We start from the raw sequence: 20,416 nt of genomic DNA on the forward strand, positions 1-20,416 counted from the left end.
CTAAATGAAACTATTTATTTAATTTTAAGTTGTATAGTTCATTAACCTTTCATTAAAAATGTCGTCCCATCATATCGTTCGCGAGAAGCAGGAGCCCGCTTTGCTGGTATTGGGGCTGGATACCTTTTCGGATGAATTATTGGGGCAGTTGCTGGAGTGGAGCCCAACCGTTATTGTTACCGAACAAACAGCCGAAAATGTTAATGCTTATGGCATTAAGATAGACTGGATAATTTCAAACGAATTTAATGATCACCTGCAATCGGATATGAAATGGATGCCTGAAGGTAAGGGCCCGATAACAGAAACCGCGCTTAAATATTTAATTACACATGGCTACCCTGCTGTTAACGTTATAACAGATGAGTTACAATTAAAGGATTACCTTTTTTTTGTTGATAAGATTGACGTGGTGATTTTTTATAATAATAAAAAAATATGTGCAATTAACTCCGGCTATAGCAAGTGGAAACCTGCCGGCGAGATAATAGAGTTTTTATCAGAACCGCAACAGCTGCATACCAGCGGTTTAGTTATGCTGAGCCATAACCGTTACCAAACGGTCCAGGATGGTTTTTTTAGCATACAATTTGAACAACCGTTTTTATTTATAGCGGAGGATTTGTAGATAGTTTGTCATTGCGAGGAACGAAGCAATCGCGGACTTTGTAAGATGGCTTTTCTATGTGCGATTGCTTCGTTCCTCGCAATGACAATTTTATTATTCCTAATTGTCATTCTGAGCGGAGCGAAGAATCTGTACGGGTGGGTGCTACTATACACATTCTTCGTTCCTGAGAATAACAAAGATATTATTGATTCGTACCCCACAATGACAATTGGTTTATTATGCGCTTAATGCTTCGACTCCCAGCTTTTTAGCCAGCTCATTTAAATCATTGGCAACTGCATCAACTAGTGGGATACCATTTGTTAATCTGTCGGCTTGTGCTTCTAATTCCGGCTCACCGGGGATGATGACTTTTTGATCGGCATCAATTGTTGAGGCTGATTTGAACCGTTCTATCCAGTTATCCAGGTGTGATTTAAATTCATCAACCGGCCTGAAACCATCTACCCGCATCGCCCCCAAAAAATGCCCAATACCTTGACCAACAGGGTCATTTGGCGGATCTAAAAAAGCTACAAATGGCGGTACCCATGGGCCATAATTCGCGCCTGATAATACGGCTGACAGAATATCTACCGTAGCGCTTAAACCAAAACCTTTGTGACTGCCATGTTCCCTGTCGCTGCCCAGGGGTAGTAATGAGCCGCCTGTTTTTAAGGCATGCGGGTCGGTTGTGTAATTGCCTTGTTTGTCCTGTATCCAGCCTTCGGGTACTTGTTTGCCCAGGCGTTGCGCTATTTCTAATTTGCCATTTGCTGCCGCGGATGTAGCCATATCTACAATTACAGGTGGATATTTACCTGCCGGGAAAGCGTAGCACATCGGATTAGTTCCCAATAAACGTTCGTTTGAAAAGGTTGGCGCTACCAGCGGACTGGCATTAGTCATGGCGAAACCGATCATATCCTTTTCAACCGCCATCAACCCGTGGTAACCGGCAATGCCAAAATGGTTAGAATTACGAACTGATACCCATCCTGAGCCATATTTCTCAGCTTTTTCAATCGCTATCCGCATGGCAAATGGCGCTACTACTAAACCCAAACCTCCATCGCCATCAACAGTGGCTGTTGTTGGGGTTTCGTGAACTATTTTAATATCTGGTGTAGCATTGATTCTTTGCTTCTCCCATAGGCGTACATAGCCTGTTAAACGGGCCACGCCATGCGAATCAATCCCGCGAAGATCGGACAGTAATAAAACATCTGTAGCTAAGATAGCATGCTCCTGGCTGCAGCCCATGGCCAGGAATATATTTTGGGTAAATGCGCGTAATGTGGATTCGGATACGATCATGAGGGCAAATATAGTTGTTTGGCTATATTAAATTAGTTGTCATTCTGAGCGGAGCGAAGAATCTATCTGTTATATATGGCGCAAATGTCTATTGATAGATTCTTCGTTCTGCTCAGAATGACAAGGCTTTAGAGATTAGTTAGTTAAGTACTGCGACCGTTTCTTCACAAAAATATTAAATAGTGTTTTGCTGCTTGCTTTTTTAACCGTGTTGATACTGTTAGTACGTTTGCGCTGAACCGCGGAAAGTGCTTTGCCATTTATTGACCCTACACTACCACTGCCTGCAATGGTGCTTACCACCCCGGCAGGGGTTATTTTGCGGATAACATTGTTGTAAGTATCGGCTACATAAACATTGCCTGTGGCATCAACAGCTATGCCTGATGGGCCGTTGAATGATGCCGCGAGGCCGGTGCTGTCTGCCTGCCCGGCATTGCCATTGCCCGCGAAGGTGGTTACATTACCGTTGGGATCAATCTTACGGATGAGATCGGTAACATATTCGGTTACATACAGATTGCCTGACGCATCAGCTGCTATGCTGTTTGGGAAATAGAATGCGGCAGCAGTGCCTTGCCCGTTAATGGATGCTGTGGTGTCGCTACCAGCAAGAGTGGTTACCTGGCCGCCGCTTATTTTTCGGATGAGGTTGTTGAGCATATCGGCCACATAAATATTTCCTGATTTATCCAGGGTTAGCCCGGCAGGGTTATTAAATGTTGCTACAAGTAGCGCGGCACCATTGGTTGCGCCCGGGTTATCATTGCCTGCAATAGTAGTTACGATACCGGCAGGGGTTACCATACGGATGAGGTTGTTGCCCGCATCAGTAACATAAACATTACCCTGCGCATCGCAAGCTACGCCACTTGGCCCGAAGAAATAGGCGGCCGCGCCAATGCCATCAACCGAGCCGGTGCTATCGCTGCCTGCAAGTGTGCTTACAAGCCCTGCTGGTGTTATTTTACGGATCTGATTATTATTGTCATCGGCCACATAAATATTGCCTGATGGGTCGATTGTTAAGCTGGTTGGCCCATTGAAGGTGGCTACGTTTCCGACACCGTTTATGGAGCCTTGTATGCCGTTACCGGCCAGTGTGCTTACTATGCCTGTTGTGGATATTTTACGGATCTCATTATTGCCATAATCGGCTACGTATATATTGCCCGCGGCATCAACTGCTACACCGGTTGGGCCATTGAATGATGCTATGGAATCTGCGGCGGTGCTATCTTTTCCGGTACTGCCTGTGCCGCCGCTATCATATTTAGTGCTTGTTGGTATCGGCGATCTTTTTGTGCAAGCGGTAAAAAAACAGATCATTATCACCATAAAGAACGCGGTAAATAAGAATTGTTTTTTTAAACGTGTCTTCATTTGGTTTTGGCAGTAGCTATTGGTTATCGGTTTGGATTTTTAAAGGTAGAATTAAAGGCTCAATATAAATCAATTATCTAACTTTTTCAATAGTTGCAACCCTTGTTCCCATTGGCCGAACCCAGATGCGGCATTGATGTGATCGGCATCGCCTATGTTTACCACTTCGCTGCCCCAGGCGGCTGCAAATTGTTCGGCGCGGGCGGTACTTACATAAAAATCATTAGTGCTGATTACGGTGATGGTTTTAAAAGGTAATTTGATAAGCGGAACAGGTGTAAATCCGCTTGTACCGGTCGGGTAAGAATCCGCCTCAGTATCACTCGGGGCAACTAATAAAGCCCCCTTAATTTTGGTGTTGAATTTTTGTGCCCAGTAAGCCACAGTGGTGCAGGCCAGGCTGTGCGCTACCAAAATAACTTCAGCACGGTTGTGTTTTTTGATTTCCGTGTTGATGGTTTCTATCCAATCGGAGCATACGGGTGTTTCCCAGTCTTTTTGTTCAACGCGGATAAAGTTGTATTCTTTTTCCCAGATGGATTGCCAGTGTTGCGGCCCTGAATTACCTAAACCGGGAAGGATAAGGATGGTGGATTGGAATTGCATGGATACAAATATATTGAAAAGCGGTTTACCTTACTCTGGTATCGCTGCGCTAAGCGTCACTTTTCTTTTTCCGCAAAAGAAAAGTAACCAAAAGAAAACTCCCGGCTGCGCCTGCTTCTATGGTTGTTAGTGCTTCTACTTCTGGTGTGGTTGCCGAACCAGACGATGCCGGTTTTGGGCGGTTAACGGTGGGACTGTGCTTTTTGGCCGGTGCGTCATTGTGAGGAACGAAGCAATCTATACATAAGCAAGGCATTGAACCTGCAGAGCAGCTCTGTAAAGTATAGAGATTGCTTCGTTCCTCGCAATGAGGGTAAGAGATGAGCTTTACTTTTCCGTTAATACGGTAAACTTAAAATCCAGCGGTTCAAAGTGGCGGACTAATTCATCAATCAACTCCTGACCCCATTTTACATAGAAGAGGCCGAAGTTTTCGGTGCGTTCCTGTAGAGAGTTTTTTGGGAAAAGGTCGGCTTTGATGCCTTCTACTTGCTCGAGGCTGGCGTGGTAGTTTATTTTTTCGGCTTTTACCAGTTTCTTTTCGAGGTTGTCGATAGCGTGTTTTAGTCGTGCCTGCACCGCTTCGGCAGAAGGGGCGAGGGTGTTATCTATTTTAAAGGCACGGAGTTTTATCTTTTCGAAGATCGCGGTTAGTTCCCGCCATTCTTCGGTGAGGGATAAATTGTGATCGCTGTGTTTTTTTACCCAATCGCTTTTTATAGTATCGGTTGGCTTAAACAGATCGGCATTGTGCAGATCCATCTTCACTATTTTTGAGGCGTGTTCCTTGCGAATGATGAGGCCTGAATTACGCAGGATGAGAATTGGGAAATCAACTTTATAGTGTTCGAAGTTTGATTTTAGTTCCAACCAGTAAACCACTTCGGCACCACCACCAACGTAGGCAATGTTGGGTAGAATGCACTCCTGGTACAACGGGCGCATTACTACGTTGGGACTAAAGCGCTCAGGATATTGGTTGATTTCCTGTAATAGTTCTTCTTTGGTGAAACTGATCTCGGTATTTAAAACCTTGTAACTGCTGTCTTCAAAAACAATACGCTCGCGCAGGTGATCTTGCAGGTAAAAGAAGTTTATTTCGCGGGGATTCACCTGTATGTGTACACCCAATTTTTGCAATTGTTCGTTTGTGGCGGTGATGTTTTTAAAGCTGTTTTGCTCCGTAATATCCTGCGCCATGATGGGAGCGAATTGCTGTTTTAGGCGATGGTCGTCGGCATCGATGATCACCAAACCGTATTTACCGAACAGCGCATCAACCATATAGCGGGTGGCATCGGCTAGCTTATCAAATTTGCTGTAGGCGGTTTCTACAATTTTAGCAAGCTCAGGGGCGTGATGATCTAAACCTAAAACACCTTTATACTGGTTGAGCGCTTGACGAATGGTATCTGGATTGATGCGGCCGGTGGCGCCGGTTGTCTCGTACCACCAATGCACTTTTTTGCCACCGATATTGGTATAGTTGATCTCGGCAAAATCATGATCCTCTGATGCCATCCAATAAACGGGTACAAAGTTTTTACCAGGAAACTGCGTCTTTAATTGTTGAGCTAACTTGATAGCGGTTGCTATTTTGTAGATAAAATATAATGGCCCCGCGAATATATTCAACTGGTGACCGGTAGTAATGGTATAAGTGCTGGCTTCTTTTAGCGAAATGATATTATTCAATACCAATTGAGATACTGAGCAATCAAAGTTGGTGATCCGGGTATATTGTTCGGTTAGAACGGCCGTTAAAATATTGCGATCAGCAATAACTTTTTTGGTTTTAAGCAATTCGGCAAAGCCATTAAAATCGGGGCGGTGACTATAAAAAGGTCTTAGTTCGGCGGTATCGTCGATATAGTCAATAACCGTGTGAGAAAAGTAACCGGTTTCTTTATAGCTTATACAGGAGGCTTCCATTTTTTTATTTCGAATATCGGATGTTCAATTTCGGATTTAGAAATGAAACATCCTAAGTATTATATGTTCGAAATTAGATTTTAAAAACCTAAAAAGAAGAGCCTGAGCGCAAAAAACTGTTATTTTACAATTTGTCCATAAAGATCAAAGTCTTCGGCACTGTCGATTTTTACGTTAACAAAGCTGCCAACGGTAGCGTAATGCAGGCTGGCATCTATTAGAACTTCGTTATCAACTTCGGGTGAATCAAATTCGGTACGGCCAACAAAGTAGCCACCATCTTTCTTATCGATCAATACTTTATAGGTATTGCCGATCTTTTCCTGATTTTTATCGAAGGAGATACTTTGCTGAATTTCCATGATGGCATCAACGCGGTCTTGTTTTACTTCTTCGGGAACATCATCAACTAAAGAGTGGGCGTGTGTTTTTTCTTCGTGAGAATAAGTGAAACAGCCTAAACGGTCGAAACGGGTATCTTCAACCCATTGCGCCATTTCCTCAAAATCCTGTTGTGTTTCGCCGGGATAGCCTGTGATGAGGGTGGTACGCATGGCAATGCCGGGTACTTTATCACGGATCTGGTTTACCAGGTCGATAGTTTTTTGTTTGGTGATACCACGGCGCATTGATTTTAGCATATCATCGCTGATGTGCTGTAATGGCATGTCTAAATACTTGCAAATGTTATCACGCTCGTTCATCACATCCAGAATCTCCATTGGGAAACCGGAAGGGTAGGCGTATTGCAGCCTGATCCACTCGATGCCATTTACATCAGATAACCTGCGCATTAATTCATCTAAATTACGTTTGCCGTAAAGATCAAGACCATAATAAGTTAGATCCTGCGCAATTAATATCAGCTCTTTAGTCCCGTTTTTGGCAAGGTTCTCAGCGTTTTTAACTAACTGATCCATCGGCGTGCTCAGGTGCTTGCCACGCATTAGCGGGATGGCACAAAAAGAGCAGGGGCGGTTACAGCCCTCGGCTATTTTAAAGTATGCGAAATGCGACGGAGTAGTTAACAGGCGTTCGCCTACTAATTCGTGCTTGTAATCAGCACCTATTGAGCTTAACAGGTTTTGCAGGTCGTTAGTACCAAACCATGAATCAACGTTAGTTATTTCGGCTTCAAGCTCGGGTTTGTAACGTTCGGAAAGGCAACCGGTAACAATTACTTTTCCAACTTTACCCTGTTCCTTCAACTCGCTGAATTGGAGGATGGTATCGATAGATTCCTGTTTGGCATTATCAATAAAACCACAGGTATTGATGACGATAATGTCATTAACGCCCGCTTCAGCTTCGTGCACCACATCAAAATGGTTGCCCTTAAGCTGGCCCATCAAAACTTCTGAATCGTAGGTGTTTTTTGAGCAGCCGAGTGTAACTACGTTTACGCGTGGTTTAACTGTTGCTACTGATGGTTGTACTGATTTCGTTCTCATTTATCGGCCCCCTCTAAATCTCCCCCGGTAGGGGAGACTTTGACTTGCATAATTTAGCTTGCATATATTACAATAATTTAAGTCCTCCCTACCGGGGAGGGTTTGGGTGGGGCTCATTGTTTAAACAATGAATCCACAAACGCCTTGCGATCAAATAATTGCAAGTGGTCCACGCCTTCGCCTACACCTATATATTTTACGGGGATCTTGAATTGATCCGAGATGCCTATTACTACGCCGCCTTTGGCTGTGCCATCCAGTTTAGTTAAAGCTAAGGCGTTTACGGCCGTTGCTTCGGTAAATTGCTTGCATTGCTCGATGGCGTTTTGGCCGGTTGAGGCATCAAGTACTAACAAAATCTCGTGCGGTGCGCCGGGGACTACCTTTTGCATCACGTTTTTGATCTTGGTTAGCTCATTCATCAAACCTACTTTGTTATGTAAACGGCCAGCTGTATCAATAATTGCTACATCATCGCCATTGGCTACTGCCGAGCGTAAAGTATCATAAGCTACAGAAGCCGGGTCGGAACCCATGGGCTGTGCTACTACTTTTACATCTACACGTTTACCCCAAAGTTGTAATTGATCTACTGCTGCCGCGCGGAAGGTATCGGCTGCACCTAAAACTACCTGATTGCCCGCCTGCTTTAATTTATGGGCCAGTTTGCCTATAGTAGTGGTTTTACCCACGCCATTAACGCCGACTACCATAATTACATAAGGTTTATGATCTCCATATTCAAAGCTCGAAAAATCGTTGCTGTTGTTTTCGGCGAGGAGTTTTTGGATCTCATCGCGCAGCAAACCATTGAGCTGACTGGTGCTTACATATTTATCAACGGTGACACGTGCCTGTATGCGCTCAATGATCTTCAGGGTAGTGCTAACGCCAACATCTGAGGTTACCAATACTTCTTCCAGCTCATCCAGTATATCATCATCAACGGTGGATTTACCTGCTATTACCTTGGTTATTTTTGAAAGGAAATTGTCCTTGGTTTTTTCCAACCCGGTATCCAGCGCTTCCTGCTCCTGCAGTGTGCTTTCTTTCTTCTTGAAAAAATCAAATAATCCCATAGTTGATCAGAATTTACCGAATTTAAGAATTTGCTGAATGCTTGTTGTAAGAATTTACTTTTGATGACAGGGAACTGATATTATGTCAATTCTAAAATCCTGTAAATTCTGATTCAGACTATCAACAAAAAAAGCCCTCTCGTATAACAAGATGGCTTTCGTATTAATTCAGAACCGTAACCGGTTTTTATTTGCCGGCAATCGCATCCTTAACGTTATCGTTAAGAACGATTTGTTCTTTAAATGAGTAAGCACCAGTTTTAGGTGACTTAACCATTGTAATTACTTTTGAATAATCCTTGCCTTTACCAGCTACTTTCAGGGTTGCAACTACTTTCTTTGCCATGTTTTTATGTGTTGAAAGTTAAAAAGTTGAACGTTTAAAGTTGCTTTGAACTTTGAACATTAAACTTTCAACTAAATTATTTAATCTCTTTGTGAACTGTTACTTTTCTTAAAACCGGGTTGAATTTCTTCATTTCCAATCTTTCAGTTGTATTTTTCTTGTTCTTAGTGGTGATGTAACGAGACATGCCCGGCATACCGCTAGTTTTGTGCTCAGTACACTCTAGTATTACCTGAACTCTGTTGCCTTTTTTAGCCATTTTCTTATATTGTTGTGGTTGATGTTATTTACGGCAGTATGAATTGCTCATGCTACCTCCTGTAACAGCTACCTATTAAATGTATCCTTTTTTAACAAACTTGTTGATACAAGCAGTTATCCCGTTTTTAGTGATAGTTTTCACTGCAGATGTAGAAACCTTTAAGGTTATCCATTTATCTTCTTCGGGAATGTAAAACCTTTTCAGTTTTAAGTTAGGATGAAATCTACGTTTGGTTTTAACGTTTGAGTTAGAAACGTTGTTACCAACCATTGATGCTTTTCCTGTTAAATCACATATTCTTGACATGACAAATCTTTTTAATGGTAACTCCTGATTAAAAGAGTTTGCAAATATCAGGAAATTAAGTCAAATAGTCAACAGTGTTTTTAAAATAATTGAAAAAAGATTGGGGGGAGGTGATTTGGCAGGTAAAGAGGTGGCTACACTTTAGTATTTGCTTTGTTCTTCAACAGAGTTGTTTTCGTTTAATAAAATGTTCTGTCCCGCTCATTGCCGCGGGGGCTAGTTCTTTTGTCTTGACACAAAAACCAAAAAGTCAAGACAGAAAAAACCTTCAGCGCTCAGGCCAGCTCCTGGCCCGGTTTTCTATCGGGCGTTTGCGCACGTTATGGTTTGGTGAAGAGCCTGTCGCTTTAATGTCAAAGAACTATAGGTTCGCTTTCACAAGCGAATGGTTGGTTTAAGAAGAGGCTTGTTGTTTGCGAGATGCTTTCCGCTAAAGGATACTACTAATTTACGGAGCGTAAATTGGAAAAGTGCTGACACTGTTTTGTCAGTACTTGAAATAACTGATTTTCATACAGGTCGCTTCGTTTACTCACCCCGATATCGCTTCGCTGGTCGACCCTCTCTCCGCCTGCGGCGCATAGAGGGTGTAGAAAGATGACTTATTGATAACTGCCATGTGTTCGCACACATGGCTTGTTTTTAAAAAGTATCTATACTTATTAAAAGTTCAGTAATTGTGTATATCATAGGAGAAATTTACTAATTTACGCCGCCAATAAAATAACAATTATACTATGAGGATCAGATCATTTCCTGAGTACCAGGAAGCCTATAAAAAGAGCGTTGAACAGCCGGAACAATTTTGGAAAGAAGTTGCGGATACTTTTTTATGGAGAAAGAAATGGGACAAAATTTTAACGTGGAATTTTAAAGAACCCAAAATAGAATGGTTTAAAGGCGCAAAGCTCAATATTACAGAGAACTGCCTTGATCGCCATTTGGAAACTTTGGGCGATAAACCTGCTATTATATGGGAGCCGAATGACCCGGAAGAAAATCACCGGGTGTTAACATATAAACAGCTATATGATAAGGTTTGCCAGTTTGCCAATGTTTTAAAAAATAACGGCGCCAAAAAAGGCGACCGTATATGTATATATATGCCGATGGTGCCCGAACTGGCGATAGCCGTTTTGGCTTGCGCGAGGATTGGGGCTATACACTCGGTAGTTTTCGGTGGGTTTTCGGCGCAATCTATTGCCGACAGGATTTTGGATGCGGAATGTAATATAGTTATTACTACCGATGGTGGTGTTAGGGGCGATAAGCAGATCCCGATGAAAAACGTGATTGACGATGCTTTGGTGCGTTGCCCATCTGTTAGAAAAGTAATTGTGTTAACCCACACCCACACGCCGGTATCCATGATAAAAGGCCGTGATGTTTGGTGGGAAGATGAGATCAAGAAAGTGGAAACCCGCGGTGTAATAAATTGCGATGCTGAGGAAATGGATGCAGAGGATATGCTTTTCGTTTTGTATACATCAGGCTCAACAGGCAAACCTAAGGGCGTGGTGCATACCTGCGGTGGTTATATGGTTTATACGGGTTACACTTTCGCCAACGCTTTCCAATATGAACCCGGTGAGGTTTATTTTTGTACTGCCGATATTGGCTGGATAACCGGGCACTCTTATATTGTTTACGGTCCGCTTTCGCAGGGCGCAACTACTGTAATGTTTGAAGGTGTACCAACCTGGCCGGATGCGGGCAGATTTTGGGATATTGTAGATAAATACAAGGTTAATATATTTTATACCGCGCCAACGGCTATCCGCTCGTTAATGAGCTTTGGGCTGGATAAGGTGAATGATAAAGATTTGAGTTCGCTTAAAAAGTTAGGATCAGTTGGCGAGCCTTTGAACGAGGAAGCCTGGCATTGGTTTGATGAGCATATCGGCAAAAAGAATTGCCCGATTGTGGATACCTGGTGGCAAACTGAAACCGGCGGATTTATGATATCGCCAATTGCGAACGTTACTCCATTGAAACCGGGCTATGCTACTTTGCCTTTACCGGGCGTTCAGCCGGTTTTGGTTGATGAAAAGGGAGATATTATTGAGGGCAACGGCGTAAGCGGGAACCTATGTATCAAATTCCCGTGGCCGGGGATGCTGCGTACCACTTATGGCGACCATGAGCGTTGCCGAACTACCTATTTCGCCACTTATCCCGACCTGTATTTTACGGGCGATGGTTGCTTGCGCGATGAGGATGGTTATTACCGGATAACAGGCCGTGTGGATGATGTGCTGAATGTATCTGGTCACCGTATTGGTACTGCCGAGGTAGAGAACGCTATCAACATGCACAGCAGCGTGGTGGAATCTGCCGTTGTAGGTTATCCGCATGATATAAAAGGACAAGGCGTTTACGCTTTTGTGGTTAGTCCGGGTAAACATGGTAACGAAGAACTTACCCGCAAGGATATTATGGCGACTGTATCGCGCATTATTGGCCCGATAGCAAAGCCTGATAAAATTCAGTTTGTAACTGGCCTGCCTAAAACACGTTCCGGTAAAATTATGCGCAGGATATTGAGGAAGATAGCCGAAGGTGATACTTCTAATTTAGGCGATATAAGTGCTTTGCTTGATCCGGGTGTGGTGGAAGAGATTAAGGGTGGGGCTTTGTAAGGAAGTCAAAAGTCAAAAATGCTCTGGATTGCCAGAGCCTTTTTGTTGATATAGCTATAAATTACCAACCCCAAATTCTGGCGCGAGTATGCAGCGCAGGCAAAAGCGTGGCGTACTCGTGTCATTAAATTACATAACTATTGGATCAACCAGCGTTATGTCTATCAAACTTGGCAAGCTATAGTAGTTTCTTGCACTGCTGTATAAATAATCTTTCGGCTTTTCAAGAATACCAGCGGTTACCGGATTGTTGTGAATATAATCCAGCTTTTGATGTAGTATTTTAATATCAGATAGCTCTATAGGATGATTATCCTGTTGCCATAGCTGGAAATTAATATTCTGACTGTTCTTTTGACCTGCCCGTTCCGTCAGCCATAACATCCATTCGCGTCGGCTTTCCTGCGGATGTTGTTTTATTGCTTCTTTTAATGCGGCGGAAGTATGCTTTTTCATGTCGCGCATAATATTTTCCATTTTTTCGCCATGCGTGCCGATGATCATGTGTACATGGCTTGTCATAATGCACCAGCCATATATTTCAAGCCCTTTGTTTTTACAACAATATTTCCAGCTATCGAGTAAAATATCCTTATATTCATTTCTAACAAACAGGTCGACCCAGTATACCACGGCGAAGGTTACAAAGTAAAGTTGTTCCTGGTTCCTGAATTTATATTTTATGCTCATTAAAGCTAAAATAAGATAAATTTACTGTAGGGCAAATTAGAAAGTCACGAGTAGCCGGCTCATAGGCTTGCGCTTCATACTCGCGCCAGAATGTGATGTTTTTTATGCGACTGTTTTGCTGGATGAACTTCCTTAACGTAGTTGCCGCGGGGCTTTTTAGAGGTTTTGCGGGACGTAACAAAATAATGTTATATTGTATAAATATTATTAGTACTAAAAATAGTGCCCAGCGTGTCAGAAGATAAATTTACAAGTTTAAGAAAGGGCCATAGCAAGCAAATTTAGATAACTGAATCACAAACTCATGTGTTATATCTTGATGGGCTGAGAGCTGTTGCTGCAATATTTGTTGTTATACATCACTGTGTTTTACAGTATTTTAACGATTGGGACATTAATAGCCTGCCCCACTTCGAGAGATTATTTATCCTATTTTTTTTTGAAGGCCACTATGCAGTTGATTTTTTCATTGTGATTTCCGGTTACTGTCTGATGTTACCTTTAATTAAATACGATTATAAATTAAAAAATGGACTTAAGGATTTCTTTTTACGCCGGGCAAAAAGAATCCTACCTACCTACTACTTAGCTATGGTGTTATCGCTGTTGCTTATTTGGACTTTAGTAGGCACTAAAACAGGAACTCATTGGGATATGAGTGTTCCAGTTACTTTAAAAGATATTTTATTTCATATTTTTTTGATACATGATATTTTCAGCTCAACAGCGTTTAAAATAAATCATGCATTCTGGTCCATTGCAGTCGAGGGGCGTATTTATGTGTTATTTCCTATCCTGCTTTTGTTGTGGAGAATGGCCGGCCGTCTTATTGCTTTATTATTTGCTGTTTTATTTTCCATCCTGGCTCACTTGGCTTTAATCGTAGCACTTGCTAATAAATTCAATATTTCAACCGACCTGGCTGGGGTTTTTCCTTATTTAATATTATTTGCATTTGGAATGCTTGCCGCAGATATTGCTAATTCAAATCAAAGCATATCATTATCTAAAATAAGAAAGACTATACCCTGGGGCATTGTAACTTCCTTGCTTACAATAATATCGTTAGTTGCAAATCATCTTTACAGACAAGAGCGTTTGTCATTAAATACGGTTGATATAGTTATGGGATTAACTTGTGCTTCATTAATGATTGCTTTGGCAAAACCAAGGAATGAAGGGGGGCGAAGTGCATGGTTAGCTAAGTTATTGGGAGTAAAGCCCCTCGCTTTTTGTGGCATGTTTGCTTACAGTATATATCTTATACATGCACCCTTTCTGCAGTTGTTTTCTCAATATTTTCTTAATCATAAATATCAGGATAGATTCTTAAACATGTCTGTATTAATTTTAATAGGAATTCCTGTAATTATTCTTATTAGCTATATATTTTTCCTGATTTGTGAAAAGCCGTTCCTGACAAAGAGGAGAAAGCCTACAGTTAAAGATTTAGAAAAAGAAACTATTTTAGAACCGGCACCTTAATTTGTTTTTCTTGTAACTCGCTGTCATTATTAAAATTTTTTTTAATATAAATAGCCACGGAATTAAATCCGTAGCTATTACATTTAGTTAATGTGTTGCCTGGTACCACGTGTATAATACAGGCAGTACCACCCCTGCAATGCGAAGGATGGTTTTTGTGCTTAGCTTAACTGTGCTAACCGACAATATGTTGGATTGTGTTTTGAAGAAGAATTCTGCCAGGCGATCATAATCTATCAATATTAAAAATACGAGCCCGATAGTCATGATAACGGATTGGCTCAATGCACCGGCATTCATTTGGTAAAAAATATCTACCGACATAATATTGAGCATCAGTGTAAAAAGTATAATGGCACCTGGTAACCAAGTTTTGCGGAACAACAACATCGCGCCGCCTAGTATTTGCAGCGAAGCCACAATGCAGCCAAAGGCATGGGAATGGCCGAAATAAAACCAGGTAAGTACCTCGCCACTTTGCTGGTTCATAGGTAGTGAGGATATATTATCAGCTACTATAAATTGTAAATGAAAGAACTTCTTCCAGCCAAAAATAGATATGTCGAGCGCCACGGCATAACGGATTATGGCATACAGCCAAGCCTGAATTTTATCAGCTGCCCCGGCATTGCTTTTTTGCAAGTATTGCCATACAAAAGGGAAAATTACTATGCCGGAAAGTGAGATGCCTACCAGTGTAAAAATTATTGATTTAGGGAATAGTGGGTTATCTGCTCCGCGGCCAATTAGCAGCCATAGCGCTGCCGTGACCAAACCTGCTACTATGCAGGTTATTATCCTGTATAATAATGATCTTTTTTTCATGATGTTAGAATTTTAAAGATCACTTAACTCTTGTCCAAAGGTCTGTTCCTCTTACTAGTACGCTATCAACGTCACCTTTTTTGTCGCGGATGAATTTAACCGACCAATCTTTCCCCTGCATAATAAAATTATCGCCTGATAAGTGTTTTAGTAAGTTTTGCTCTCCGGTCCATAGTGCTTTCGATATTAGGCCGTCGTTATTTGCCGAAATCTGCAGGTAGAAGATTTCGCCATGAAGGGCCATTTGGTATTTGCCTGCATACTGTGTTAAGTTGCTTTGCTGTTGATTTTGCGCATTACTGAACGTGCTCGGGCCAGCTATTAGCAGGCATAGTAATAATAGGTACTTCATAATTTGTTGATTTAGTTTATGGAAGCAAATTAAACAGATAAGCTTGTCAGAAGCTACTCAAATCGGGATTTGAGTATTATTTGTTGGCGATTTTAAATATATAATTGATGTTATGCTGATGATTTGCTTAAAACTAAACCATGCTACACCTGTTATTTATCTACATCTAAAATAAAAAACATTATGAGCGATTTAAAATTAAAAGGCACGTGGAATGAGTTGAAAGGAAAAGTGAAACAAGCCTACGGAGATTTAACCGATGATGACCTGATACGCGAAGAAGGTAAAGACGACGAACTGTTGGGCAAGCTCCAACAGAAAACTGGTAAAAGCCGCGATGAAGTGGTCGACTGGTTAAATAACTTATAATATCGGGTTAAAAACGCATCAAAATTATCAAAAAATGATGCTTTTTAAGCGAAAAATAGACTAAAAATGGTGGTTTTAGACCATAAAATGCCTCGAAAAGCACTAAAAATAATTCTAAAATGGGTTATTTTAGGTGCTTTTGTGTGTAAAAAGGTGCTTTTTTGTTCCAAAAGTGTACCAAGTGTACCACTTGTACCATCTGTTTCGTGGTACAGTTTAGCGGGAATTTTATAATCATATCCATCCAAAATGTATTAATTTTGAGGCGATATGAAATCCAGACCAACCATACTTGTAGTAAACGATGACGGCATAACCGCACCGGGCATAAAGGCGTTAATAGATGTAATGAAGGAACTTGGCAGGGTAGTGGTGGTAGCACCAGACAGCCCGCAGTCGGGTATGGGGCATGCCATTACCATTGGCAAACCGCTGCGCTTTGATAAGGTAGATATTTATGAAGGTGTAGAAATGTACCGCTGCTCAGGTACGCCGGTAGATTGCGTAAAACTGGCTGTAAACTCTGTATTTAAGGGTGAAAAGCCGGATCTGTGTGTGTCGGGTATTAACCATGGGTTGAATAATTCTATCAATGTGTTGTATTCGGGTACCATGTCGGCAGCGGTTGAGGGTGCTATTGAGAGTATCCCATCTATTGGTTTTTCGCTGGATGATTATACGCTTCAGGCTGATTTTAGCCACTGCAAAAAATATGTAAAAGAACTGGCCATGCAGGTATTGGAACATGGTTTGCCACCGGCAACGTTGCTTAATGTGAACTTCCCTAGCGGGGGAGATATAAAAGGAATAAAGATCTGTCGCCAGGCCAACGCTAAATGGGCTGAGGAATTTGATGAACGTATAGATCCACATAAACGCCCGTATTACTGGTTAACAGGTGTATTCCAGTTGAATGATGCCGGCGAGGATACAGATAACTGGGCATTGGATAATCATTATGTATCGGTAGTGCCGGTGCAGTTTGATATGACGGCACATCATGCTATTCCGCTATTGAATGGCTGGAAATTTAATGTATAATCCCGGATGAAGTATTATCTGGTAGCAGGCGAGGCCTCGGGCGATTTACATGGAGCCAACTTAATGAATGCTTTGAAAGAAGCAGATCAGCAAGCGGAGTTTCGCTACTTTGGCGGCGACTTGATGCAAGCCGAAGGTGGAACGCTGGTTAAGCATTATGCCGATATGGCCTTTATGGGCTTTGCTGAGGTGGTGGCTAATCTACCCCAGATATTAAAAAACCTGAGTTTCTGTAAACAGGATATTGCTCAATATCAGCCGGATGTTTTGATTTTGATCGATTTCCCAGGCTTTAACTTAAAGATAGCGGAGTTCGCCAAAAAGAATGGCTTGTTGGTTTGCTATTATATATCCCCAAAAGTTTGGGCCTGGAACCAGAAACGGGTACTGAAGATTAAAAAGGTAGTTGATCATATGTTCTGCATCCTACCGTTCGAGGTGGATTTTTACAAGGAATGGGGTATGCAGGTTGATTATGTTGGCAATCCGTTACTGGATGCTACTGCGGCATTTGAGCCGGATGCAAACTTTTATGCCAACAACCATCTACCTGAAAAGAAAATAATAGCCCTGTTGCCCGGTAGTCGGAAGCAGGAGATAAGCCGCTTATTGCCGGATATGCTTGGGGTTACCGATAAATTCCCGGATCATCAATTTGTGATTGCGGGAGCGCCATCGTTCCAAAAAGAATATTACGATCAGTTTTTGGGTGGTAAAAATATCGCTATCGTATTTAATGCAACATATGATCTGTTGAAAAATGCGGATGCCGCGGTAGTAGCATCAGGTACAGCAACGCTGGAGACAGCTTTGTTTGATGTGCCGCAGGTTGTGGTTTATAAAGGCAATAACATATCAATCACTATAGCGCGCATGGTGGTGAAGATAAAATTCATCTCCTTAGTAAACCTGATTATGGATAAATTGGTGGTTAAGGAACTTATTCAACAGGATTGCACACCGCAAACGATTGCCGCGGAGCTCGACCTGATTGTTAATAATAATGATTACCGGAAAGAGATGCTCAATAACTATGATGAGCTTGATGACAGGATGGGCCATCCCGGTGCATCAGCCCAAACAGCGGCTTTAATTATAAAATACGCCGCAAAAAAATAAAGCCCTGCAAAAATGCGGGGCTTTATGGTTTTCATAGGTGGTGTAAATTTCGATAGGTAGATGTATATGATTGATCAGGCAGCTTTAAGATTGCGCTGTGCGGGTACCTGTTTGTTGCTTGTTGCAAATTGATCGTTGGTTCTGAAGGCTTTTAAGTCTTCTCTTAATATGTTTAGTAACTCCTCGTCAAAACGGGCAACTAATTTACTGGTGGCTATTTTGTTGTAAGTTTTCATAGGTAGATGTTTTAGGTAGTTTTATATTAAGCTGCAGGTAGTAGGTTGTTATTATTACGGTTGATAAATTGAACTTTAGCTTGTTTCATAGCTTTAAGATCTTCTCTCAATATGTTTAGCAATTCTTCATCAATGCGATTAACTAATTTGCTGGTGGCTATTTTATTGTAAATTTTCATGGTTAAGTAGGTTAAATGTTTTTAGTTTTTGTTGGTTTGTCGTTACCGCCTTCAGTTAAATTCTCTTTTATTCTTTTGGCCTCGTTCAACTGTCTTTGTAACTGCTCCTGGTCACGTTCATCACTTGGTTTTTCAGGGTTCGATGGGTCTTCCCATTGCTTCTGTTCCACTTGCTGATCTTTCTTTCCAATTACCATTTCAGTGTCATTTGATAGGTAGTGCACCAATACAGTGCCAAACTTTGGCATGCACTAAAAAATAATGCATTTTGAACTTAAATTATTTTTTAAAAGTTAAAAATAAAGCCAAAAAGGTACCCGTTGAGCCTGATTTCGCGTGACTTTATTTTGACCGATTGTGCGGAAGAGAACAGTGTGTACGGTATTTAGTAATCCTATGAGATATTGGCCTTTTTTTGCCTGCTACGATGATTTAGCAGATGTACTATAATGGCGATTGATGACAGGATAATTCCTGAAATACATACACCTAACCAGTGATAATTACCCCATAATGCAGTTACCATGAAAGTTCCGGCTGCACCGCCGATAAAATAGGACACCATGTATATGGTATTGATACGATTCCTAGCCTCGGCATTTAAAGAAAAGATGATGGACTGATTGGATATGTGCGTAGCCTGTACACCCATGTCCAGAATTATTACGCCTATAATAAGGCCTGCAATACTATGGGATGAAAAAATAAATACGATAAATGACACTAAAACCAACAGGAGGGTAAAGAAGGAAAGTTTAAATGGATCCATCTTATCACTTAACCTGCCCATTAGCCCGGCTGCTACTGCGCCAAAGGCTCCTACTAAACCAAACAAACCTGCTGCATCGCTACCCATGTTAAAGTTTTCTTTTAATAAAAATACAATGGTGGTCCAGAATGCGCTGAAGCAGGCAAAGCAAAGGGCCCCGCGTAAGGAAGCGAACCTCAGTTTAGGCTCGTTTTTAAAAAGATCAATAAGCGACCCCATTAGTTTTTTATAACTACCGGTATAGTCAGGCTCAACCTCGGGTAAAAATAAAAATATCACCACCCAGGTTATCAGCATTAAAGCTGCCGCGATATAAAACATGGCGCGCCAGCCCCAATGTGCGCCAACAAAACCGCTTAATGTACGTGATAGGAGTATGCCTATTAATAAACCACCCATAACCACACCGATTTTTTTACCCCGTTCGCTCGGATTGGCTAAATGCGCGGCCATTGGTATTAATAATTGCGGTATTAATGATGCTGCGCCAATTAAAAAGCTGGCGAGGATTAAAATATTGATGTTTGGTGCCATTGCTGCCCCTAATAATGCAATAACAACAATAGCTATAATGTATAGCATCATTCTTTTTCGTTTAAACATATCGGCCAGTGGCACAATAAAAAACATACCTACAGCGTATCCTATCTGTGTAATCATAGAAATGCGCCCGGCGGCGCCATTGCTTGCATTGTATGTATGGGCAATATCGCCCAGCAAAGGTTGGTTATAATATATATTTGCCACCACCAAACCGGTTGCAATGGTCATTATCCATAGGGTGAATGTTGTAAGATGAGGTTTTTTTGATGCGGCTGAAGATGTTGTCATTAACTTAATGTATAGTTTACACAAAGGTGATAAAGCTATTTTATGTTTGTTGTTTGCTTAACGTAATATTTTGAATTAGTAAAATACGCGTGACAAAGAGAAAAAAAATAATTAAAAGACAATTTTTTTCGAAATTTTAAGTTTTTAATTGTGAATTGATGTAAATGCTTAAAATTTTAAGTTTTTTTAATTGATTTTTTGGTGTTTTTGATATTATGTGTCAATGTTTTGTTCTTTTTGGAGATAAAAAGTAAAAATTTAGATTTTTAAATGCTGTTTTTTTAAATAATGCTAAAAAGCATTTAGCACTAAAAAAATTGCGATGTTGTTAATTAATTGTTTCATAACTGTCATTATTAATACATATATCTAACAAATGTTAAAAAAAATTAAAAAAAAGTTTTGACGGTATAAAACTTAGTGTTATCTTTACACCGTTGCAAAACATTAAAAAAGTCTTCTCATAATTTAGGTTTATAATTGGTTAGTAAAGGCCTCCTGCCCATCAGGAGGTCTTACTTGTTTTATAGGGTTTCGGTTTTGCCAAATTTCCAATAAGCTTTTTCGGATAGATGTTGCATAATAATTG

Annotated in this window: 22 protein-coding genes; 6 read left to right on the plus strand and 16 right to left on the minus strand. The window is 41.2% G+C overall.

Translation table 11 applies throughout. The features are described 5' to 3' along the window. The first annotated feature begins 58 nt into the window (after nucleotides 1-58). Nucleotides 59-628 carry a thiamine diphosphokinase gene (locus GSQ74_RS08710; protein WP_158992251.1) on the plus strand — a complete coding sequence of 190 codons (570 nt, stop codon included), beginning with the start codon at nucleotides 59-61 and terminating at the stop codon, nucleotides 626-628. 219 nt (nucleotides 629-847) lie between these two features. Here the strand turns inward: GSQ74_RS08710 and GSQ74_RS08715 are convergent, their stop codons facing one another. From GSQ74_RS08715 to rpmB, 9 genes are all read right to left on the minus strand, one after another. Next, nucleotides 848-1,927 (minus strand): Ldh family oxidoreductase, encoded by a 1,080-nt coding sequence (locus tag GSQ74_RS08715; protein ID WP_158992253.1) that lies wholly within the window; start codon nucleotides 1,925-1,927, stop codon nucleotides 848-850. Nucleotides 1,928-2,062: 135 nt separating this feature from the next. After that, nucleotides 2,063-3,310 carry an NHL repeat-containing protein gene (locus tag GSQ74_RS08720; RefSeq protein WP_158992255.1) on the minus strand — a complete coding sequence of 416 codons (1,248 nt, stop codon included), beginning with the start codon at nucleotides 3,308-3,310 and terminating at the stop codon, nucleotides 2,063-2,065. Nucleotides 3,311-3,379: 69 nt separating this feature from the next. Next, nucleotides 3,380-3,916, minus strand: coding sequence for an alpha/beta hydrolase (locus GSQ74_RS08725; RefSeq protein WP_158992257.1), 537 nt, complete (start codon nucleotides 3,914-3,916; stop codon nucleotides 3,380-3,382). 327 nt (nucleotides 3,917-4,243) lie between these two features. Continuing rightward, a complete protein-coding gene (gene bshC / locus GSQ74_RS08730; protein ID WP_158992259.1) occupies nucleotides 4,244-5,848 on the minus strand; it encodes a bacillithiol biosynthesis cysteine-adding enzyme BshC in 1,605 nt (534 codons plus the stop codon). Between the two features lie 119 nt (nucleotides 5,849-5,967). Further along, nucleotides 5,968-7,299, minus strand: coding sequence for a 30S ribosomal protein S12 methylthiotransferase RimO (gene rimO, locus GSQ74_RS08735; protein ID WP_158992261.1), 1,332 nt, complete (start codon nucleotides 7,297-7,299; stop codon nucleotides 5,968-5,970). A gap of 113 nt (nucleotides 7,300-7,412) precedes the next feature. Further along, nucleotides 7,413-8,378, minus strand: coding sequence for a signal recognition particle-docking protein FtsY (ftsY, locus tag GSQ74_RS08740; RefSeq protein WP_158992263.1), 966 nt, complete (start codon nucleotides 8,376-8,378; stop codon nucleotides 7,413-7,415). A gap of 187 nt (nucleotides 8,379-8,565) precedes the next feature. Continuing rightward, a complete protein-coding gene (locus GSQ74_RS08745; protein ID WP_158992265.1) occupies nucleotides 8,566-8,724 on the minus strand; it encodes a DUF4295 domain-containing protein in 159 nt (52 codons plus the stop codon). Between the two features lie 76 nt (nucleotides 8,725-8,800). Then, nucleotides 8,801-8,983: a 50S ribosomal protein L33 gene (gene rpmG, locus GSQ74_RS08750; protein WP_067063463.1), complete on the minus strand. Its 183-nt coding sequence runs from the start codon at nucleotides 8,981-8,983 to the stop codon at nucleotides 8,801-8,803. 75 nt (nucleotides 8,984-9,058) lie between these two features. Continuing rightward, entirely contained in the window at nucleotides 9,059-9,292 is a 234-nt protein-coding gene (gene rpmB, locus GSQ74_RS08755; protein ID WP_158992267.1) for a 50S ribosomal protein L28, read from the minus strand. A 737-nt stretch (nucleotides 9,293-10,029) separates the two neighbouring features. On the opposite strand from rpmB, the gene acs reads away from it, so the two are divergent. Continuing rightward, a complete protein-coding gene (gene acs / locus GSQ74_RS08760; protein WP_158992269.1) occupies nucleotides 10,030-11,931 on the plus strand; it encodes an acetate--CoA ligase in 1,902 nt (633 codons plus the stop codon). A gap of 129 nt (nucleotides 11,932-12,060) precedes the next feature. Here acs and GSQ74_RS08765 read toward each other — a convergent pair whose 3' ends face one another. Further along, a complete protein-coding gene (locus tag GSQ74_RS08765; protein ID WP_158992271.1) occupies nucleotides 12,061-12,621 on the minus strand; it encodes a transposase in 561 nt (186 codons plus the stop codon). Nucleotides 12,622-12,927: 306 nt separating this feature from the next. Between GSQ74_RS08765 and GSQ74_RS08770 the strand changes: the two genes are divergently transcribed. After that, nucleotides 12,928-14,106, plus strand: a complete 1,179-nt coding sequence (locus GSQ74_RS08770; protein ID WP_158992273.1) for an acyltransferase — start codon at nucleotides 12,928-12,930, stop codon at nucleotides 14,104-14,106. Nucleotides 14,107-14,193: 87 nt separating this feature from the next. On the opposite strand, the gene GSQ74_RS08775 is transcribed toward GSQ74_RS08770, so the two are convergent. Then, nucleotides 14,194-14,931: a hypothetical protein gene (locus tag GSQ74_RS08775; protein WP_158992275.1), complete on the minus strand. Its 738-nt coding sequence runs from the start codon at nucleotides 14,929-14,931 to the stop codon at nucleotides 14,194-14,196. A 19-nt stretch (nucleotides 14,932-14,950) separates the two neighbouring features. Further along, entirely contained in the window at nucleotides 14,951-15,283 is a 333-nt protein-coding gene (locus tag GSQ74_RS08780; protein ID WP_158992277.1) for a DUF3471 domain-containing protein, read from the minus strand. Nucleotides 15,284-15,466: 183 nt separating this feature from the next. Here GSQ74_RS08780 and GSQ74_RS08785 point away from each other — a divergent pair, with 183 nt between their 5' ends. From GSQ74_RS08785 to lpxB, 3 genes are all read left to right on the plus strand, one after another. Continuing rightward, nucleotides 15,467-15,652: a CsbD family protein gene (locus GSQ74_RS08785; protein WP_158992279.1), complete on the plus strand. Its 186-nt coding sequence runs from the start codon at nucleotides 15,467-15,469 to the stop codon at nucleotides 15,650-15,652. Between the two features lie 270 nt (nucleotides 15,653-15,922). Beyond that, complete coding sequence (surE, locus tag GSQ74_RS08790; RefSeq protein WP_158992281.1) at nucleotides 15,923-16,693, plus strand: 5'/3'-nucleotidase SurE; 771 nt, start codon at nucleotides 15,923-15,925, stop codon at nucleotides 16,691-16,693. 6 nt (nucleotides 16,694-16,699) lie between these two features. After that, nucleotides 16,700-17,812, plus strand: a complete 1,113-nt coding sequence (lpxB, locus tag GSQ74_RS08795) for a lipid-A-disaccharide synthase (RefSeq protein ID WP_158992283.1) — start codon at nucleotides 16,700-16,702, stop codon at nucleotides 17,810-17,812. Between the two features lie 74 nt (nucleotides 17,813-17,886). Here lpxB and GSQ74_RS08800 read toward each other — a convergent pair whose 3' ends face one another. The 4 genes from GSQ74_RS08800 to GSQ74_RS08815 form a co-directional block, all read right to left on the minus strand. Beyond that, a complete protein-coding gene (locus GSQ74_RS08800) occupies nucleotides 17,887-18,048 on the minus strand; it encodes a hypothetical protein (RefSeq protein ID WP_158992285.1) in 162 nt (53 codons plus the stop codon). 26 nt (nucleotides 18,049-18,074) lie between these two features. Next, on the minus strand, nucleotides 18,075-18,227 hold the full coding sequence (locus GSQ74_RS08805; protein ID WP_158992287.1) for a hypothetical protein: 153 nt from the start codon (nucleotides 18,225-18,227) through the stop codon (nucleotides 18,075-18,077). Nucleotides 18,228-18,238: 11 nt separating this feature from the next. Next, nucleotides 18,239-18,475 carry a hypothetical protein gene (locus GSQ74_RS08810; protein ID WP_158992289.1) on the minus strand — a complete coding sequence of 79 codons (237 nt, stop codon included), beginning with the start codon at nucleotides 18,473-18,475 and terminating at the stop codon, nucleotides 18,239-18,241. A 146-nt stretch (nucleotides 18,476-18,621) separates the two neighbouring features. Further along, entirely contained in the window at nucleotides 18,622-19,827 is a 1,206-nt protein-coding gene (locus GSQ74_RS08815) for an MFS transporter (RefSeq protein ID WP_216846708.1), read from the minus strand. Nucleotides 19,828-20,416 lie beyond the last annotated feature (589 nt).

The sequence above is a fragment of the Mucilaginibacter sp. L196 genome, assembly GCF_009765905.1.
Taxonomy (GTDB): Bacteria; Bacteroidota; Bacteroidia; order Sphingobacteriales; family Sphingobacteriaceae; genus Mucilaginibacter.

What these genes read in the sequence shown, in the direction of transcription:
- GSQ74_RS08710 (WP_158992251.1), top strand. Translation starts at nt 59, where the DNA reads ATGTCGTCCCATCATATCGTTCGCGAGAAGCAGGAGCCCGCTTTGCTG.
- GSQ74_RS08715 (WP_158992253.1), bottom strand. Translation starts at nt 1,927, where the DNA reads ATGATCGTATCCGAATCCACATTACGCGCATTTACCCAAAATATATTC.
- GSQ74_RS08720 (WP_158992255.1), bottom strand. Translation starts at nt 3,310, where the DNA reads ATGAAGACACGTTTAAAAAAACAATTCTTATTTACCGCGTTCTTTATG.
- GSQ74_RS08725 (WP_158992257.1), bottom strand. Translation starts at nt 3,916, where the DNA reads ATGCAATTCCAATCCACCATCCTTATCCTTCCCGGTTTAGGTAATTCA.
- bshC (WP_158992259.1), bottom strand. Translation starts at nt 5,848, where the DNA reads ATGGAAGCCTCCTGTATAAGCTATAAAGAAACCGGTTACTTTTCTCAC.
- rimO (WP_158992261.1), bottom strand. Translation starts at nt 7,299, where the DNA reads ATGAGAACGAAATCAGTACAACCATCAGTAGCAACAGTTAAACCACGC.
- ftsY (WP_158992263.1), bottom strand. Translation starts at nt 8,378, where the DNA reads ATGGGATTATTTGATTTTTTCAAGAAGAAAGAAAGCACACTGCAGGAG.
- GSQ74_RS08745 (WP_158992265.1), bottom strand. Translation starts at nt 8,724, where the DNA reads ATGGCAAAGAAAGTAGTTGCAACCCTGAAAGTAGCTGGTAAAGGCAAG.
- rpmG (WP_067063463.1), bottom strand. Translation starts at nt 8,983, where the DNA reads ATGGCTAAAAAAGGCAACAGAGTTCAGGTAATACTAGAGTGTACTGAG.
- rpmB (WP_158992267.1), bottom strand. Translation starts at nt 9,292, where the DNA reads ATGTCAAGAATATGTGATTTAACAGGAAAAGCATCAATGGTTGGTAAC.
- acs (WP_158992269.1), top strand. Translation starts at nt 10,030, where the DNA reads ATGAGGATCAGATCATTTCCTGAGTACCAGGAAGCCTATAAAAAGAGC.
- GSQ74_RS08765 (WP_158992271.1), bottom strand. Translation starts at nt 12,621, where the DNA reads ATGAGCATAAAATATAAATTCAGGAACCAGGAACAACTTTACTTTGTA.
- GSQ74_RS08775 (WP_158992275.1), bottom strand. Translation starts at nt 14,931, where the DNA reads ATGAAAAAAAGATCATTATTATACAGGATAATAACCTGCATAGTAGCA.
- GSQ74_RS08780 (WP_158992277.1), bottom strand. Translation starts at nt 15,283, where the DNA reads ATGAAGTACCTATTATTACTATGCCTGCTAATAGCTGGCCCGAGCACG.
- GSQ74_RS08785 (WP_158992279.1), top strand. Translation starts at nt 15,467, where the DNA reads ATGAGCGATTTAAAATTAAAAGGCACGTGGAATGAGTTGAAAGGAAAA.
- surE (WP_158992281.1), top strand. Translation starts at nt 15,923, where the DNA reads ATGAAATCCAGACCAACCATACTTGTAGTAAACGATGACGGCATAACC.
- lpxB (WP_158992283.1), top strand. Translation starts at nt 16,700, where the DNA reads ATGAAGTATTATCTGGTAGCAGGCGAGGCCTCGGGCGATTTACATGGA.
- GSQ74_RS08800 (WP_158992285.1), bottom strand. Translation starts at nt 18,048, where the DNA reads ATGAAAACTTACAACAAAATAGCCACCAGTAAATTAGTTGCCCGTTTT.
- GSQ74_RS08805 (WP_158992287.1), bottom strand. Translation starts at nt 18,227, where the DNA reads ATGAAAATTTACAATAAAATAGCCACCAGCAAATTAGTTAATCGCATT.
- GSQ74_RS08810 (WP_158992289.1), bottom strand. Translation starts at nt 18,475, where the DNA reads ATGCCAAAGTTTGGCACTGTATTGGTGCACTACCTATCAAATGACACT.
- GSQ74_RS08815 (WP_216846708.1), bottom strand. Translation starts at nt 19,827, where the DNA reads ATGACAACATCTTCAGCCGCATCAAAAAAACCTCATCTTACAACATTC.